Raw genomic sequence first — 15,724 nt, 5'->3', positions numbered from 1 at the left:
TGTTTGGTGTCGGTTGCGCGTATCAGGCATAGCATTCGCCGGGCGCCCGTCCTGATTCTCGCCCTCGCCGTGCTTGTCGTCACCGCCGCCGGCGCTTTCCACGCCCCCGCGTTCGCGCAGGAGCAAAGCCGGGGCTGGTCGCTGCGCGACCTTCTGTTTCCGCGCCGCAGCGAACGCATCGAGCCGCCTGTCGAAGTCCAGCCAAGGCCGAAACCCAAGAAGAAGCCCAAGCCGCGCCCGCCGGCGCAGCCCGAGACGCCGATCGTTGAGAAGACGAACGACGCCCGCGTCGTGCTGGTGGTCGGCGATTTTCTGGCGGGCGGGCTGGCGGAGGGCCTGGACACGGCCTTTGCCGACAATCCCGCTGTCAGGATCGTGGCCCGCGCCAACGGTTCGTCCGGCTTCGTTCGTGACGATGTCTACAATTGGCCAGCCCAGATAAAATCGCTGATCGAGACCGAGAAACCGGCGGCTGTGATCGTCATGCTGGGTTCCAACGACCGGCAGCAGATGAAGGTCGGCGACGTGCGCGAGCAGCCGCGCTCGGAGAACTGGACCAAGGAATATGAGCGCCGTACCGATGCGTTGGGCAAGGCCCTTCAGGAGACCAAGGTGCCGTTCCTGTGGGTCGGCATGCCGGCTTTTGGTGTGTCGAAGATGAACTCCGACATGCTCGCCTTCAACGACATCTATCATTCGGCCGCCCAAAGCCATGGCGGCGAGTTCGTCGATGTCTGGGACGGCTTCGTCGACGAGAACGGCGCGTTCGTCACCTCCGGCCCCGACATCAACGGCCAGCCGGTGCGCCTGCGCTCCGACGACGGCATCAACGTCACCAAGGCCGGCAAGCGCAAGCTCGCCTTCTATACGGAAAAGCCGTTGGCCAAGATCCTCGGACTGGCGGCGCCGGGAAGCATCACCACCGTGTCGGCGCCGGCCGGCGCTCCGGTCGAGGCGCCCAAGCCGGCCGCCGCGCCCGTCATCGTCGACCGCACCGCGCCGATGCTGCTCGGCGACCCGGCGCTCGACGGCGGCACCGAACTGCTGGGTGCCGCGCAGCCGGCCAGGGCCGATCCGAATCTGCCTGGCGAAAAGCTGATCCTGGAAGGCAAGGCTCCCGCTGCCTCGCCCGGCCGCGCCGACGATTTTTCCTGGCCGCCCAAGAAGCAGCCGCCCACGACGGCGGCTGCCGAGCCAGGCTCGACCCCCCTAACTCCTTGATTCAAGCCCTCACAGCAGCAATTTCGCGCCCAGGCGAACAATGGCATTATTGGATTTTGGCCGAGGTCAAAGGCGGGGGAGAATATGTCGGCAACAGCTTATTCCTTGCTCGGATTCGTAACCTGGGCGCTCTTACTGCTTATATGGATGGAGATCCTGCGCACCCATCTTGTGGTGAGCGGCCGCGTCCCCGCGAATGGTTTCGCACCGGACAATTCCGGTCTCTCGCCGTTCTTGCGGAGGCTGGCGCGCGCCCACGCCAATTGCATAGAAGGCCTTCCGATATTCGGAGGTCTCATGGCCTTGGCCATGATGAGTTCGCGCGCCTCGATCACTGATCCGCTCGCATATTGGCTTCTCGGCGCGCGGCTGGTGCAGTCAGCCATCCATTTGGCGTCGACAACTCCGACCGCTGTCAAAGCGCGATTCTCGGCATTCGCAGTCCAGATGGCCATTGGCCTCTATTGGGCAATCAAGCTGCTGACCAGCTAGGGCGCCTCACCGCTCCATGGGAACGGGCGAAACGCTCAAACAGTTCTCTTCTCTCCGCCAGGGCGAAGTCGCCTAGCCTATCCATTCACACTTGTGCTCGAACTGACGGTGACAGCGGCTCATCGGCCACAGATAGCCGGTTCAGCGCGGCAGCACCGTCGATCCCATCAGCGCCTCGTCGATCGAGCGCGCCGCCTGACGGCCCTCGCGGATCGCCCAGACCACCAGCGACTGGCCGCGCCGCACGTCGCCCGCCGCATAGAGCTTGTCGACGCTGGTCCTGTAGTCGCGATCATTGGCCTCGACATTCCGCGAGCGGCGGCTGTCGGTGACGACCTTGATCTTGCCGTCCAGCTCCTTCATCAGGCTGTCGCCCGCCGGCCCGGCAAAGCCGATGGCGATGAAGGCGAGGTCGGCGCGGATGACGAATTCGCTGCCGGCGATCGGCTTGCGCTTCTCGTCCACCTCGCAGCAGCGCACGCCGGTCAATTGGCCGTCCTCGCCGATGAATTCGAGAGTTGCCACCTGGAATTCGCGCTCGGCGCCCTCGGCCTGCGAGGAGGACGTGCGCATCTTGGTCGCCCAATAGGGCCATACGGAGAGCTTGTCTTCCTTCTCGGGCGGCTGCGGACGGATGTCGAGCTGCGTCACGCGCACCGCGCCCTGGCGGAAGGCGGTGCCGATGCAGTCGGACGCGGTGTCGCCGCCGCCGACCACCACGACATGCTGGCCGCCGGCGATGATCGGGTGCGAGGGCCAGGCCACCGACTGGATCGGCTCGCCGCCGACGCGACGGTTCTGCTGCACCAGATAGGGCATGGCGTCGTAGACGCCGCTGAGGTCGCTGCCCGGGATGCCGGCCGGACGCGGAGTTTCCGAGCCGCCGCAATAGAGCACCGCGTCGAATTCCTCGATGAGGTCGGCCGCCTTCATATCGACGCCGACATTGACGCCGCAATGGAAGGTCACGCCCTCGCCCTGCATCTGCTCGATGCGCCGGTCGATATAGTGCTTCTCGATCTTGAAGTCGGGGATGCCGTAGCGCATCAGCCCGCCGGGGCGGCTCTCGCGCTCATAGACATGCACGTCATGCCCGGCGCGGCCGAGCTGCTGGGCCGCCGCCATGCCGGCGGGGCCGGAGCCGATGACGGCAACCCGCTTGCCGGTCTTCTTCTCCGGCGGATAGGGCCGGATGTGGCCGGTTTCATAGGCCTTGTCGGCGATCGCCTGCTCGACCGTCTTGATGGCGACCGGGATGTCCTCGAGGTTCAGCGTGCAGGCTTCCTCGCAGGGCGCCGGGCAGATGCGGCCGGTGAACTCAGGGAAATTGTTGGTCGAATGCAGGTTGCGGATCGCGCTGTCCCAGTCGCCATTGTAGACGAGGTCGTTCCAGTCCGGGATCTGGTTGTGGATCGGGCAGCCGGTCGGCCCATGGCAGAACGGAATGCCGCAATCCATGCAGCGCGCGGCCTGTTTCTCGACCTCCTTGTCCGACATCGGCAGCGTGAATTCGCGGAAATGCCGGATGCGGTCGGAGGCCGGCTGGTACTTGTGCACCTGCCGGTCGATCTCGAGAAAGCCTGTTACCTTGCCCATAGTCCAGTCCCTGCTGTCCGAAGGCACGCTTTTTGTCGCGCACCCGTTAACCCCATAAGGCCGCCGTGGCAACCGCACCTTGTTGGAGCATGACCTTCGCCGAAAACCGGTTCCCACTTTGCGGGGTCATGCTCTCGGGGTCAGGATTGTTGGTGAGGATGCCGGCCGGAAAGTCATCTTTCCGGCCACGCCCGATGCTTATTCCGCTGCCACGCTCATGCGCATGCGTTCCATCTCGATCAAGGCGCGGCGATACTCCACCGGCATGATCTTGCGGAATTTCGGCCGGAAGTTCTGCCAGTTCTCGAGGATCTCGCGGCCGCGCACCGAGCCGGTGTAGTGGACGTGGTTCGAGATCAGCTGGTAGAGCCGTTCCTCGTCATGGCTGGTCATGTCGCCCGACACGTCGACGCGCCCCTTGTGGTCGAGGTCGCCGCCGTGATGGAGCAGCTTCTCCATCAGATCGTCCTCTTCCGGAACCGGCTCGAGCTCGACCATTGCCATGTTGCAGCGCTCGGCGAAATCGCCCTTCTCGTCCAGCACATAGGCGACGCCGCCCGACATGCCGGCCGCGAAGTTGCGCCCGGTCTTGCCGAGCACGACGACGATGCCGCCGGTCATGTATTCGCAGCCATGGTCGCCGACGCCTTCAACGACAGCCGCCACGCCCGAATTGCGCACGGCGAAGCGCTCGCCGGCCACACCGGCGAAATAGGCCTCGCCCTCGGTGGCGCCATAGAGCACCGTGTTGCCGACGATGATCGAGTCGGCAGCCACGATCTTGGCTTCTTCCGGCGGGCGGATGACGATGCGGCCGCCCGACAGGCCCTTGCCGACATAATCATTGCCGGCGCCGACCAGCTCGAACGACACGCCGCGCGCGAGAAACGCGCCGAAGGACTGGCCGGCCGTGCCGGTGAGCTTCACCTGGATCGTGTCCTCGCGCAGGCCCTTGTGCTTGAAGCGCTTGGCGACCTCGCCCGACAGCATCGCGCCGGCGGAGCGGTCGACGTTGCGGATCGGCAGCTCGATGGTGACGGGCTGCTTGGCGTCGAGCGCCGGCTTCGCCAGTTCGATCAGCTTGCGGTCGAGCACATCGTCGATCGGATGCTTCTGCCGCTCGGTCCAGTGCAGCGCCTCATGCGGCGCATCGGGCTTGAAGAACATCTTCGAGAAGTCGAGCCCGCGCGCCTTCCAGTGCTGGATCACGTCGCGCTTTTCCAGGAGGTCGCTGTCGCCGATGATCTGGTCGAGATGGGTGAAGCCCATTTCTGCGAGCAGCGCCCGCACCTCTTCCGCCACATAGAAGAAGAAGTTGATGACGTGCTCCGGCGTGCCCTTGAAGCGCTTGCGCAGAACGGGGTCCTGCGTCGCCACACCCACCGGGCACGTGTTGAGATGGCACTTGCGCATCATGATGCAGCCGGCCGCGATCAGCGGCGCGGTCGAGAAGCCGAACTCGTCGGCGCCGAGCAGCGCGCCGATGATGACGTCGCGCCCTGTGCGCAGGCCGCCATCGACCTGCAGCGCGACTCTGCTGCGCAAGCCGTTGAGCACCAGCGTCTGATGCGTTTCGGCAAGGCCCATCTCCCATGGGCTGCCGGCGTGCTTGAGCGAAGTCAGCGGCGAAGCGCCGGTGCCACCGTCATAGCCGGAGATGGTGATGTGGTCGGCGCGCGCCTTGGCGACGCCCGCCGCGACCGTGCCGACTCCGACTTCCGACACCAGCTTGACCGAGACATCGGCCGCCGGATTGACGTTCTTCAGGTCGTAGATCAGCTGCGCCAGATCCTCGATCGAATAGATGTCGTGATGCGGCGGCGGCGAGATCAGGCCGACGCCGGGCGTCGAGTGCCTGACCTTGGCGATGGTCGCATCGACCTTGTGGCCGGGCAGCTGGCCGCCCTCGCCGGGCTTGGCGCCCTGCGCGACCTTGATCTGCATGACGTCGGAATTGACCAGATATTCCGCCGTGACGCCGAACCGTCCCGAGGCGACCTGCTTGATCGCCGAGCGTTCCGGGTTCTTGCCGCCGCCAGGCAGCGGCAGATAGCGGTCGGCCTCTTCGCCGCCCTCGCCGGTGTTCGACTTGCCGCCGATCTGGTTCATGGCGCGCGCCAGCGTGGTGTGCGCCTCACGCGAGATCGATCCGAACGACATCGCCCCGGTCGAGAAGCGCTTGACGATCTCGGCCGCCGGCATGACGTCCTCGATCGCGACCTTCTTGCGGCCGGTTTCTTCGGCCAGCTTGATCTTGAACAGGCCGCGGATGGTTTGCGCGCGCGCGGTCGCGCTGTCGATCTGCGCCGAATACTCCTTGAACGTGTCCCAGGAGCCCTGCCGCACGGCATGCTGCAAGGTAGCGACCGCATCCGGCGACCACATATGCGCCTCGCCGCGCATGCGGAACATGTACTCGCCGCCGACCTCGAGGCTGTTGCGCAGCACCGGATCGCTGCCGAAGGCATCCGAGTGGCGGCTGAGCGTCTCGGTGGCGATCTCGTCCAGGCCGACGCCTTCAATCAGCGTCGCGGTGCCGGTGAAATACTTCTCGACGAAATCGGACCTGAGCCCGATGGCGTCGAAGATCTGCGCGCCGCAATAGGACTGGTAGGTCGAGATGCCCATCTTGGACATCACCTTGAGGATGCCCTTGCCGATCGACTTGATGTAGCGCGAGACCACCTCGTATTCGTCGACCTCGGCCGGCAGCTCGCCGCGCTTGTGCATGTCGAGCAGCGTGTCGAAGGCAAGATAAGGGTTGATCGCCTCGGCGCCATAGCCGGCGAGGCAGCAGAAATGATGGACTTCGCGCGGCTCGCCGGATTCGACGACGAGGCCGACCGACGTGCGCAGCCCCTTGCGGATCAGGTGGTGGTGCACCGCCGCCGTGGCCAGAAGGGCCGGAATGGCGATGCGGTCCGGACCGACCTGACGGTCTGACAGGATGATGATGTTGTAGCCGCCGGCGACCGCCGCCTCGGCCCGTTCGCAGAGCCGGTCGATGGCGCCCTGCATGCCGGCCGCACCCTCGTTCGAGCCGTAGGTGATGTCGATCGTCTTGGTGTCGAAACGGTCCTCGGTGTGGCCGATGGAACGGATCTTCTCCAGATCGCCATTGGTCAGGATCGGCTGGCGCACTTCGAGCCGCTTGCGGCGCGACGTGCCGACCAGGTCGAAGATGTTCGGCCGCGGCCCGATGAAGGACACCAGGCTCATCACCAGCTCCTCGCGGATCGGGTCGATCGGCGGATTGGTGACCTGGGCGAAGTTCTGCTTGAAGTAGGTGTAGAGCAGCTTCGACTTGTCCGACATCGCCGAGATCGGCGTGTCGGTGCCCATCGAGCCAACGGCTTCCTGGCCGGTGGTGGCCATCGGCGCCATCAGAAGCTTGGTGTCCTCCTGTGTGTAACCGAAGGACTGCTGGCGATCGAGCAGGCTGACATCCTTGCGCAGCGCGCGCGGCTCGACCGGCTTCAAGTCTTCCAGGATCAGCTGCGTGTTGGCGAGCCAGGTCTTGTAGGGATGCCTGGTCGCGATCTCCGACTTGATCTCCTCGTCGGAGACGATGCGGCCCTTGGCGAGATCGATCAGAAGCATGCGGCCGGGCTGCAGCCGCCACTTCTGCACGATCTTTTCCTCCGGCACAGGCAGCGCGCCGGCTTCCGACGCCATGATGACGCGGTCGTCGTCGGTGACGATGTAGCGCGCCGGGCGCAGGCCGTTGCGGTCGAGCGTGGCGCCGATCTGGCGGCCGTCGGTGAACACCACAGCCGCGGGCCCGTCCCACGGCTCCATCAGCGCCGCATGGTATTCGTAGAAAGCCTTGCGGTCGGCGTCCATGAGCTTGTTGCCGGCCCAGGCTTCCGGGATCAGCATCATCATGGCGTGGCTGAGAGAATAGCCGCCCTGGAACAGGAACTCGAGCGCGTTGTCGAAGCACGCCGTGTCCGACTGGCCCTCATAGGAGATCGGCCACAGCTTCGAGATGTTGTTGCCGAACAGCTCCGAATCGACCGAGGCCTGCCGCGCCGCCATCCAGTTGTTGTTGCCGCGCACGGTGTTGATCTCGCCGTTGTGAGCGACCATGCGGTAGGGATGCGCGAGCTTCCACGACGGGAAGGTGTTGGTCGAGAAGCGCTGGTGGACCAGGATCAGCGCCGTTTCGAAGCGCGGATCCTTCAGGTCCTTGTAATAGGCGCCGACCTGGTAGGCGAGGAACATACCCTTGTAGACGATGGTGCGGGCCGACAGCGACACGCAATAGGCGCCGACATCCTTGTTGTCGTTCTCGGCGTAGATACGGCCCGAGATCACCTTGCGCAGCAAATAGAGCCGCGCCTCATACTCTTCGTCGTCCGGAATGTCGGCCGTGCGGCCGATGAACACCTGCCGGTGGAAAGGCTCGGAGGCCACGATATCGGGTGCCTTGGACAGCGAAGAATTGTCGACCGGCACGTCGCGGAAGCCGATGAGCGGCAGCCCTTCCGACTGCGCCGATTCGGCGATGATCTCCTCGATATGCGCGCGAAGCGCCGCGTCCTGCGGCATGAACCAATGGCCGACGCCGTACTGGCCGGCCGGAGGCAGTTCGACGCCCTTGGCCGCCATCTCCTCGCGGAAGAAGGCGTCCGGGATCTGCACCAGCACGCCTGCGCCGTCGCCGACCAGTGGGTCGGCGCCGACGGCGCCGCGATGGGTGAGGTTCTCCAGCATCGCCAGACCGTCCTCGACGATCCGGTGCGACTTCACGCCCTTCATGTTGGCGATGAAGCCGACGCCGCAGGCGTCATGCTCGTTGCGCGGATCATAGAGGCCCTGCGCGGCAGGGCCGTTGGTGGTTCGGCCGGCTTTGGTCAGGACGGTATTTTTAACGACTGCCGCTTTCGTCTGCGCGGCCTGGCCGTTGATCGCAGATGGCGTCAGTTCCGTCATCGTCCTATCCTCCGTTCTCCACCTTGGCCCTGACTGTCTGAGGGCGCTGGTTTGCCTTGGGAAGCACAAGGCTTCCCCTTGATCCTTGCTGCACGTCTCGCGAAATCCATCGAACCATACGGCTATACGCCCGGTTCGCATCCGGTATCGTACAGGCCAGAGCCGGGCCGTCTACCCGCCGCTCGCGACAATGGCCGGAATGGCAGCAATGATACGCCAGTCCAGCCTGTTTTGTGCGACAAAATAAGACAGCACTACTGTCCTAAATTTTTTTATGGCAGAAATCAGGGACCTGCACAAGACCGATTCACAAAAAACTTGGGCGTGCCGCGACACAAAATTTCGTGACGAGCGCGGCAAACGCAAGCTTTGGTCCGGGTCTTTCGAGGCGATGCGCTGGCTTCACCGCTTTGCCGGCGATTGGCCCTTGCGCTTCGCCTGCCGAAGCGGTCAAGTCCCGCCGCTTTTGCCAATCACGATACGGACCTCTCGATGTTCTTTGCTTCCGACAACTGGGCGGGCGTCCATCCCGACATTTCGGCCAACCTGTCCCGCCATGCCGACGGCGTTGCGACCGCCTATGGCGACGGCGATCTGGACCGGGCCGTCTATCGCCGCTTCAACGAGATTTTCGAGCGGGAAGTGCAGGTCTTCTTCGCCGCGACCGGCACCGCGGCGAACGCGCTTTCGATGGCCGCGTTGAACCGTATCGGCGGCATCGCGCTTTGCCATTCCGAAGCGCATATGAATGTCGACGAGTTCGGCGCGATGGGTTTCTACACCGGCGGCGCGCGCATGGCGCCGGTTCCCGGGCCGCTGGGACGCATCAATCCCGAGGCCCTTGACCGGGCTATAAAGCGCTATTCGCAGGATCTGGCTCCGGCCGGTCAGCCGATGGCGGTCACCATCACCCAAGCGACCGAGGTCGGCACGGTCTACAGCGTCGACGACGTCAAGGCGATCGCCGAGGTCAGCCGCCGCCACAAGTTGCCGCTGCACATGGACGGCGCGCGCTTCGCCAATGCGATTGCCGCGACCGGTGTCAGCCCGGCCGAAATGACCTGGAAGAGCGGCGTCGACCTGATCTCCTTCGGCGGCACCAAGAATGGCTGCTGGATGGCCGACGCAGTGGTGATCCTCAATCCGGATGTCGGTAAGGACCTGCGCCTGCAGCGTCAGCGCGCCGGGCAGACCTTCTCCAAGGCGCGCTTCATCTCGGCCCAGTTCGAAGCCTATTTCACCGACGATCTATGGCTGCTGATGGCCGGTCACGCCAATCAAATGGCCGCGCATCTGGCCGAGACGATCGAGGACGCACCGACGGGCAGGCTCGCCTGGCTGCCGCAGGCCAACGAGGTGTTCGCGATCCTCAACCGCGAGACCGCCGACAAGCTGCAGGCGGCCGGCGCCAAATTCTATGAATGGGGCGTCCCACAGGGTTTTGATGGCCATCTCGGCGACAATGAAGCGATCTACCGCTTTGTCGCCAGCTTCGCGACCACGACGCAGGAGATCGACCGTCTCGGCCAGTTGCTTGGCTGAATGACAGTCAAAGGCAACCGGATGACCAGACCACCTCTCGGCTCGACGATGCGGCTGATTCGCCCGGCGCCGAACGTGCTGGGCTTCTATGACGGCCGCGTCGAAGGCGTTCGTATCTGGTCGGACGAGCCGAACTGGCTCGACGACGGCGCCTATACGCTCGGCATCTGCACCTATGCGATCGTCGATGGATCGCAAGCGCTCGTCTATGACACGCATATCTCGCCCGCCCACGCCCGCTTCATCAGGCACACGCTCGATGGGATGGGCGTGACCTCGATACGCGTCGTGCTCAGCCACTGGCATGACGACCATATTGCCGGCAACGAGGTATTCCAGGATTGCGAGATCATCGCCAACGGCCTCACCGCCTCGGCGCTCGAACGAGGCCGCGCCGAGATCGAGGGCGGCAATCCTCCGATCAGGCCGCTGGTGCTGCCCAACAGGACGTTCGAGAACAGCCTCAGCCTCACGGTGGGCGCGATCCCGGTCGAGCTACGTCAGGTCGAAATCCACAGCCATGACGGCACGGTGCTGCTGATGCCCGACGCCGGCTTGCTGCTGGCCGGCGACACGCTGGAGGATTCCATCACCTATGTCTCTGAGCCGGAGCGTCTGGAGGAGCACTTGATCGACCTCGAGCGCATGTCCGGTTGGGGGTTCGATCGGATCCTGCCCAATCATGGTTCCTTAGAGACAATCAAAGCCGGTGGCTATGACAGAAGCTTCATCGCCGCGACCGAGGCTTATCTCCGAAAGCTGCTCGCCTGCCGGCAAGACCCCGACCTGGCGAAACAGGATCTGAAGACCTTCGGCGCCGACATGTTTGCAACGATGGCGGTTGAATATTTTGCGCCCTATGAAGCCGTGCACCGACAAAACGTGGAGGCCGTTATCAAGGCAAAGCGCCGGTAATGGGCCCAGGCCAGAAGGCCGTTGGCGATGGCACAATAAAAAGCGGCGCCTTTCGGCGCCGCTTGCGTCTCAGCAGCGAGACGGGCTTGCATGGAGCCCTCGATTACGCGGCCGCTTTCGCCTCGATCTGCTTGGCCTTGTCCGAGGACGAGGTGATCGCGATCTTGCGCGGCTTCAGCTCCTCGGGAATGTTGCGCTTGAGGTCGACGAAGAGCAGGCCGTTCTTCAGCGTGGCGCCCTCGACCTCGACATGGTCGGCGAGCTGGAAGCGGCGCTCGAAAGCGCGCGACGCAATGCCGCGATAGAGCAGCTCGGAACCCTCGCCATTGCCCTCTTCCTTGCGCTCGCCCTTGACGGTCAGCACGTTGCGGTGGGCTTCGATCGAAATCTCGTCTTCCGAGAAGCCGGCAACGGCCATCGAGATGCGATAGGCGTTTTCGCCGGTGCGCTCGATGTTATAGGGCGGGTAGGTCTGCGCGGTCTCGGGCTGGCCGAGCGAATCGAGCATGGTGAACAGCCGGTCGAAGCCGACGGTCGAACGATAAAGCGGGGAAAAATCAACGTGACGCATGAGGTGTTCTCCTGTTGAGCAACATGGTTTGCGTATGACCTGGTGCGAAACCCTCGAAAGGCGTTTCGGATAGGCCAGCGGCCCCGACATCGGCGGCCGCAAACTTCATTTGGGAAGCGGAGAAAGCCATTTCAAGGCTTTTTGACCGGCGCAAAACCGCCATGTTGATGAACGGCGGATGAACTGAGGCTTCGGCATCCGTTCAGCCGGGCTTTGCTAGGTTTCGGTCAAGTCAGGCAATTCGGGAAAAGCGCGAGGCGCGTTCCGACCGGAATTGCGTCAGAGACAAGCGGTGCCTTGATCCCGGCGCCGCGACGAGGCCGAACCGGGTGCAACGTCCCTTCCTCCCGGATCGACAGAGGCCGGAAGTGCGCCGCAGGCACTTCCGGCCTTCCCGTTTCAAGGCGGTTGCATCTCGGCGCCTTTGCTTTTGCCGCCCGGCCGTCTATCACCATGCCGACGCCTTGTCCGCCCGGGCAAAGAACAACCAGCGACTCGCCGAATGACGGATCTTTTCCATCTGACCGAGGACAATCCCGCGCCGCAGAAGCCGGCGGGCGGCTTCTTCACCACGCGTGACGGCAAGAAGATCCGTTACGGCGTCTTCGCTGCGGTCGCCCGCCCGCTGCTGGGCACGGTGGTTCTGCTGACCGGACGCAACGAGTGCATCGAGAAATATTTCGAGACCATCCGCAATCTCGCCGATCGCGGCTTCGGCGTCGCGATCCTCGACTGGCGGGGCCAGGGTGATTCCAGCCGCCTGCTGCGCGACCGCCAGCGCGGCCATGTCCGCAGCTTCCGCGACTATACGCGCGACCTGGAGCAATTTTTCGAAGAGATCGTGCTGCCCGACTGCCGCGGCCCCTACTATATCCTCGCCCACTCGACCGGGGCGGTGATTGCGCTGCTTGCCTCGCCGTCCATGGTCAATCGGGTGCGGCGCATGGTGCTGCTGGCGCCTTTTCTGGAGGTGCCGGACATGCCGGTCTCGATAGCCACGGTGCGGCGCGTGTGCGCGATCTTCTGCGCGCTTGGCCTCGGCTGGCTCTACGCGGCGATCGGTCCGCGGCCGAAAGTGCCGCCGCCTTTCGAGGTGAACAAGGTGACCTCGGACCCGGCGCGTTACCGCCGCAATGTCGGAATCTACGAGGCCTGGCCGCAGCTCGCGCTCGGCGGCCCGACCATCCGCTGGCTGAAGGCCGCCGCCGCCGCCGCGGAAGCCGTCAGCGATCCGGATTTCATGGCAAGGGTCCGGGTGCCGACTCTGATCGTGGCCGCCGGCGCCGACCGGGTGGTCTCGACCAAGGCGGTGGAGGCCTATGCCAGGAAACTACGGGTCGGCTCGCTGTTGATGATCGACGGCGCTGAGCACGAACTCCTGCAGGAGAAGGATTTCTACCGCGAGCAGTTGCTCGCCGCCTTCGATGCCTTCATTCCGGGCACCGGCGACGCTCCCTGATCGCGGTCGAAACCAGGCCGCGGCGGATCAGCCGCGCAGCGCAGCCATTGCCGCGGCATGCAGCTCCGGCGTCGCCGCAGCCAATATATCGCCGCCCTTCTCCGCCGGGCCGCCTTCGAAAGTGGTGACGACGCCGCCGGCCTTCTCGATGATCGGGATCAGCGCGACGATGTCGTAGGGCTTCAAGCCCGGATCGGCGACGATGTCGACGCAGCCCGCGGCCACCATGGCGAAGGCGTAGCAGTCGGTTCCGTAGCGGGCGAGCTGGACCTTCGTTTCGAACTGGTCGTAGCGGTTGCGCGCTTCGCCCTTGAACAGGGCGGGCGTGGTCGTGAACAGCGTCGCTTGCGCGAGGTCGGTCGTCTTGCGGGTCGAGAGCTTGCGCGGGCCGCCCGGTCCTTCGTAGTGCGAGCCGGAGGCGTTGGCATAGAACAGCTCGCCGGTGAATGGTTGAGACATCATGCCGGCAACCGCGTCGCCGTCGGCCGTCAACCCGACCAGCGTTCCCCAGACCGGAAGGCCGGAAATGAAGGCGCGGGTGCCGTCGATCGGGTCGATCACCCAGACATGCCGGTTGGTGATGTTCTGGCTGCCATGTTCTTCGCCGAGAATGCCATGGTCAGGATATTCGGCGGAGATCAGCGCCCGGATCGCGCGCTCGGCTTCGCGATCGGCCTCCGTGACCGGGTCGAAGCTTCCGGCCTCCTTGTTGACGACCGCCCCCTGGCTGCGGAAGCGCGGCAAGGTTTCCGCTGCGGCGGCATGCGCTATGCGCCGCATGAAATCGGTGCTGATATCCAAGTCATTCTCCCCGTCGCGGCCTTCGCCAGCCGCTCTATCTCGCAGAACAGGCACACTGAAGTCTCGTCAGTCGCCCGTTTTCTGTTGCCTGAATGCCACATTCGAGCCGCCGAAGCGGAATTTCCACATCATATTGAATTAAAAAACTCTGCTGTCGATTGACATTTGTGCGCCGCACAATAATTTTGCCATTGGACAGGTTTTCCTGTCCATGCCCTCCTTGGGCGTTTCCTCCCTAGACTTCGACCGTGTCGTGAAAACGATGCGGTCTTTTTTTCGAGCAATTCCGGGAGAAGCGCGAGGCGATTTTCCGTCCGGAATTGCGTTTATAAAGAACTCGGGCGCGCTGTTATTCCGCCGCCAGCGGCAAGTCGACGAAATGATGGTCGGGCATCGACATCAGGTCGGCCGCGAAGCGGGTCAGGTCGCAGGCCAGGGCGTCGAAACCGGCTGATTTCTGGAACGTCCGTTCGTCCATGTAAAGCCCGCGATTGACCTCGATCTGCAGCGCATGCAGATGCCGCGCCGGTCGTCCGTAATGCTCGGTGATGAACCCGCCGGCATAGGGCTTGTTGTGGGCGACCGTATACCCCATGCCGACAAGCAGGCTGATCGCCATCTCGGTGAGCGCCGGCGAGGCCGAGATGCCGAACCGGTCGCCGATGATGAAGTCGGGCCGCACGCCATTGTCGCCCACGCGGATCGAGGCCGGCATCGAGTGGCAGTCGATCAGCACGGCATAGCCGAACCTGGCATGCGTCCTGGTCAGGAGCCGCTTCAGCGTCTCGTGATAAGGTTTGTATACCGCCTCAATGCGTCCCACTGCCTCGGCCAAAGGCAGCCGGCCAGGATAGATGTCGAGCCCCTCGCCGACCAATTTCGGCACCGTGCCCAGCCCGCCGGCGACACGCGCCGAGCGGATGTTGCAGAAGGACGGCACCGGCTCCGCGAACATGCGCGGATCGAGTTCCCAGGGCTCGCGGTTGACGTCGAGATAAGCGCGCGGAAAATTGGCGGCCAACAGCGGCGCGCCGAGCGGCACGGCGCCGCCAAAAAGCTCCTCGACATAGCAGTCCTCCGACCGGCGGATGGCGTTGCGGTCGAGCCGCGCCATGGCCAGGAACCGCTCCGGATAATGGCGGCCGCTATGCGGTGAGTTGAACAGAAAAGGGACGCGCTGTTCGGCGCCCGATCGGATTTCGAAGGGTGGAACGACCGAAAAATCCTCGGCTGCCGTCTTCAATTTGTGCGAACCAGGAAACAGCACTGCATCATGACGCAAAACTTGCCACCTTGCGTGCGGCATGTCCAGCATTTCAGGCGGCGAAACCACGCCCCGAACAGCATCTGGCATGCCCTTCATTCACTTGATGTTTACCGGCTCCATCTCATATACAGGATGGTTAACGGCCTAGCCCGGCGGCAGGCTTGGGGCGGGTGATTCGGACGGGACATGATGGCACGCATTCTGCTGGCGGAAGACGATGACGATATGCGCCGCTTCCTCGTCAAGGCGCTGGAACGCGCCGGCTACCAGGTAAGCGATTTCGACAATGGCGCCAGCGCCTATGAGCGGCTGCGCGAAGAGCCCTTCTCGCTGCTGTTGACCGATATCGTCATGCCGGAAATGGACGGCATCGAGCTCGCCCGCCGCGCCACCGAGATCGATCCCGACCTCAAGGTGATGTTCATCACCGGCTTCGCCGCCGTCGCGCTCAATCCCGATTCCAAGGCGCCCAAGGACGCCAAGGTGCTGTCGAAGCCCTTCCACCTGCGCGATCTCGTCAACGAGGTCGAGAAGATGCTGCAGGCGGCCTAAAGCATGTCTCCCGAAAGTGGTAACCGGTTTCGGGACAAAGACATGCGCAAAATCAAAAAGCCAAAGCGCATGGAGCGAATCTGAAAGATCGCGACGCGCTTTAAGCGCCTCCGGCCCGTATCGGGCCGTGCATCGGCAGACACTTCGCCGATGCGACAAACGGAAGCCGTCTTTCCACATTCCCGCTATTGACGTGCCGGATCAAAAGTGGTGTATGCGCGGCGTCGGATGGGCGTGTAGCTCAGCGGGAGAGCACTGCATTGACATTGCAGGGGTCACAAGTTCAATCCTTGTCACGCCCACCATCCAAGCCTCTGATTTCTCTTAGCAAATCAGGCAAAAGCGCCTTTTGAAGACCCTCGAATTCGCTGCT

General features: G+C 63.9%; 11 protein-coding genes and 1 tRNA gene. 7 read left to right on the top strand and 5 right to left on the bottom strand.

Annotated features, from left to right (window positions below; genetic code table 11):
• Positions 1–3: 3 nt before the first annotated feature.
• Both DPM35_RS06685 and DPM35_RS06680 read left to right on the top strand, forming a co-directional pair.
• Positions 4–1,221 (top strand): SGNH/GDSL hydrolase family protein, encoded by a 1,218-nt coding sequence (locus DPM35_RS06685; RefSeq protein WP_112126523.1) that lies wholly within the window; start codon positions 4–6, stop codon positions 1,219–1,221.
• An 84-nt stretch (positions 1,222–1,305) separates the two neighbouring features.
• Entirely contained in the window at positions 1,306–1,713 is a 408-nt protein-coding gene (locus DPM35_RS06680) for an MAPEG family protein (RefSeq protein ID WP_112126522.1), read from the top strand.
• Positions 1,714–1,854: 141 nt separating this feature from the next.
• Here the strand turns inward: DPM35_RS06680 and DPM35_RS06675 are convergent, their stop codons facing one another.
• Both DPM35_RS06675 and gltB read right to left on the bottom strand, forming a co-directional pair.
• A complete protein-coding gene (locus tag DPM35_RS06675; RefSeq protein ID WP_112126521.1) occupies positions 1,855–3,309 on the bottom strand; it encodes a glutamate synthase subunit beta in 1,455 nt (484 codons plus the stop codon).
• Positions 3,310–3,507: 198 nt separating this feature from the next.
• On the bottom strand, positions 3,508–8,244 hold the full coding sequence (gltB, locus tag DPM35_RS06670; protein WP_112126520.1) for a glutamate synthase large subunit: 4,737 nt from the start codon (positions 8,242–8,244) through the stop codon (positions 3,508–3,510).
• 492 nt (positions 8,245–8,736) lie between these two features.
• Here gltB and DPM35_RS06665 point away from each other — a divergent pair, with 492 nt between their 5' ends.
• The gene (locus tag DPM35_RS06665) at positions 8,737–9,786 is read left to right on the top strand and encodes a threonine aldolase family protein (RefSeq protein WP_112126519.1); all 1,050 of its coding nucleotides are present in this window, start codon (positions 8,737–8,739) and stop codon (positions 9,784–9,786) included.
• Between the two features lie 21 nt (positions 9,787–9,807).
• On the top strand, positions 9,808–10,701 hold the full coding sequence (locus tag DPM35_RS06660; protein ID WP_112127078.1) for an MBL fold metallo-hydrolase: 894 nt from the start codon (positions 9,808–9,810) through the stop codon (positions 10,699–10,701).
• 103 nt (positions 10,702–10,804) lie between these two features.
• Here the strand turns inward: DPM35_RS06660 and DPM35_RS06655 are convergent, their stop codons facing one another.
• Positions 10,805–11,272 carry an Hsp20 family protein gene (locus tag DPM35_RS06655; RefSeq protein WP_095806478.1) on the bottom strand — a complete coding sequence of 156 codons (468 nt, stop codon included), beginning with the start codon at positions 11,270–11,272 and terminating at the stop codon, positions 10,805–10,807.
• Positions 11,273–11,774: 502 nt separating this feature from the next.
• Here DPM35_RS06655 and DPM35_RS06650 point away from each other — a divergent pair.
• Positions 11,775–12,731, top strand: coding sequence for an alpha/beta fold hydrolase (locus DPM35_RS06650; RefSeq protein WP_112126518.1), 957 nt, complete (start codon positions 11,775–11,777; stop codon positions 12,729–12,731).
• Between the two features lie 27 nt (positions 12,732–12,758).
• Here DPM35_RS06650 and hisN read toward each other — a convergent pair whose 3' ends face one another.
• Together hisN and DPM35_RS06640 are read right to left on the bottom strand one after the other, a co-directional pair.
• Positions 12,759–13,532, bottom strand: coding sequence for a histidinol-phosphatase (gene hisN / locus DPM35_RS06645; RefSeq protein WP_112126517.1), 774 nt, complete (start codon positions 13,530–13,532; stop codon positions 12,759–12,761).
• Positions 13,533–13,881: 349 nt separating this feature from the next.
• Positions 13,882–14,838, bottom strand: coding sequence for an N-formylglutamate amidohydrolase (locus DPM35_RS06640; protein WP_112127077.1), 957 nt, complete (start codon positions 14,836–14,838; stop codon positions 13,882–13,884).
• A 150-nt stretch (positions 14,839–14,988) separates the two neighbouring features.
• Between DPM35_RS06640 and cpdR the strand changes: the two genes are divergently transcribed.
• On the top strand, positions 14,989–15,351 hold the full coding sequence (gene cpdR / locus DPM35_RS06635; protein ID WP_006199474.1) for a cell cycle two-component system response regulator CpdR: 363 nt from the start codon (positions 14,989–14,991) through the stop codon (positions 15,349–15,351).
• A gap of 230 nt (positions 15,352–15,581) precedes the next feature.
• A tRNA-Val gene (locus tag DPM35_RS06630) sits at positions 15,582–15,656 on the top strand.
• Positions 15,657–15,724: the final 68 nt, after the last annotated feature.

Origin of the sequence: Mesorhizobium atlanticum (assembly GCF_003289965.1) — a bacterium.
Lineage (GTDB): Bacteria > Pseudomonadota > Alphaproteobacteria > Rhizobiales > Rhizobiaceae > Mesorhizobium > Mesorhizobium atlanticum.
The sequence above is the reverse complement of the archived record's forward strand: the minus strand, read 5'-3'. Positions and strand labels throughout refer to the sequence as shown.

Coding starts and splice junctions, on each gene's coding strand:
- DPM35_RS06680 (WP_112126522.1), top strand. CDS start 1,306: ATGTCGGCAACAGCTTATTCCTTGCTCGGATTCGTAACCTGGGCGCTC.
- DPM35_RS06675 (WP_112126521.1), bottom strand. CDS start 3,309: ATGGGCAAGGTAACAGGCTTTCTCGAGATCGACCGGCAGGTGCACAAG.
- gltB (WP_112126520.1), bottom strand. CDS start 8,244: ATGACGGAACTGACGCCATCTGCGATCAACGGCCAGGCCGCGCAGACG.
- DPM35_RS06665 (WP_112126519.1), top strand. CDS start 8,737: ATGTTCTTTGCTTCCGACAACTGGGCGGGCGTCCATCCCGACATTTCG.
- DPM35_RS06660 (WP_112127078.1), top strand. CDS start 9,808: ATGACCAGACCACCTCTCGGCTCGACGATGCGGCTGATTCGCCCGGCG.
- DPM35_RS06655 (WP_095806478.1), bottom strand. CDS start 11,272: ATGCGTCACGTTGATTTTTCCCCGCTTTATCGTTCGACCGTCGGCTTC.
- DPM35_RS06650 (WP_112126518.1), top strand. CDS start 11,775: ATGACGGATCTTTTCCATCTGACCGAGGACAATCCCGCGCCGCAGAAG.
- DPM35_RS06640 (WP_112127077.1), bottom strand. CDS start 14,838: ATGCCGCACGCAAGGTGGCAAGTTTTGCGTCATGATGCAGTGCTGTTT.
- cpdR (WP_006199474.1), top strand. CDS start 14,989: ATGGCACGCATTCTGCTGGCGGAAGACGATGACGATATGCGCCGCTTC.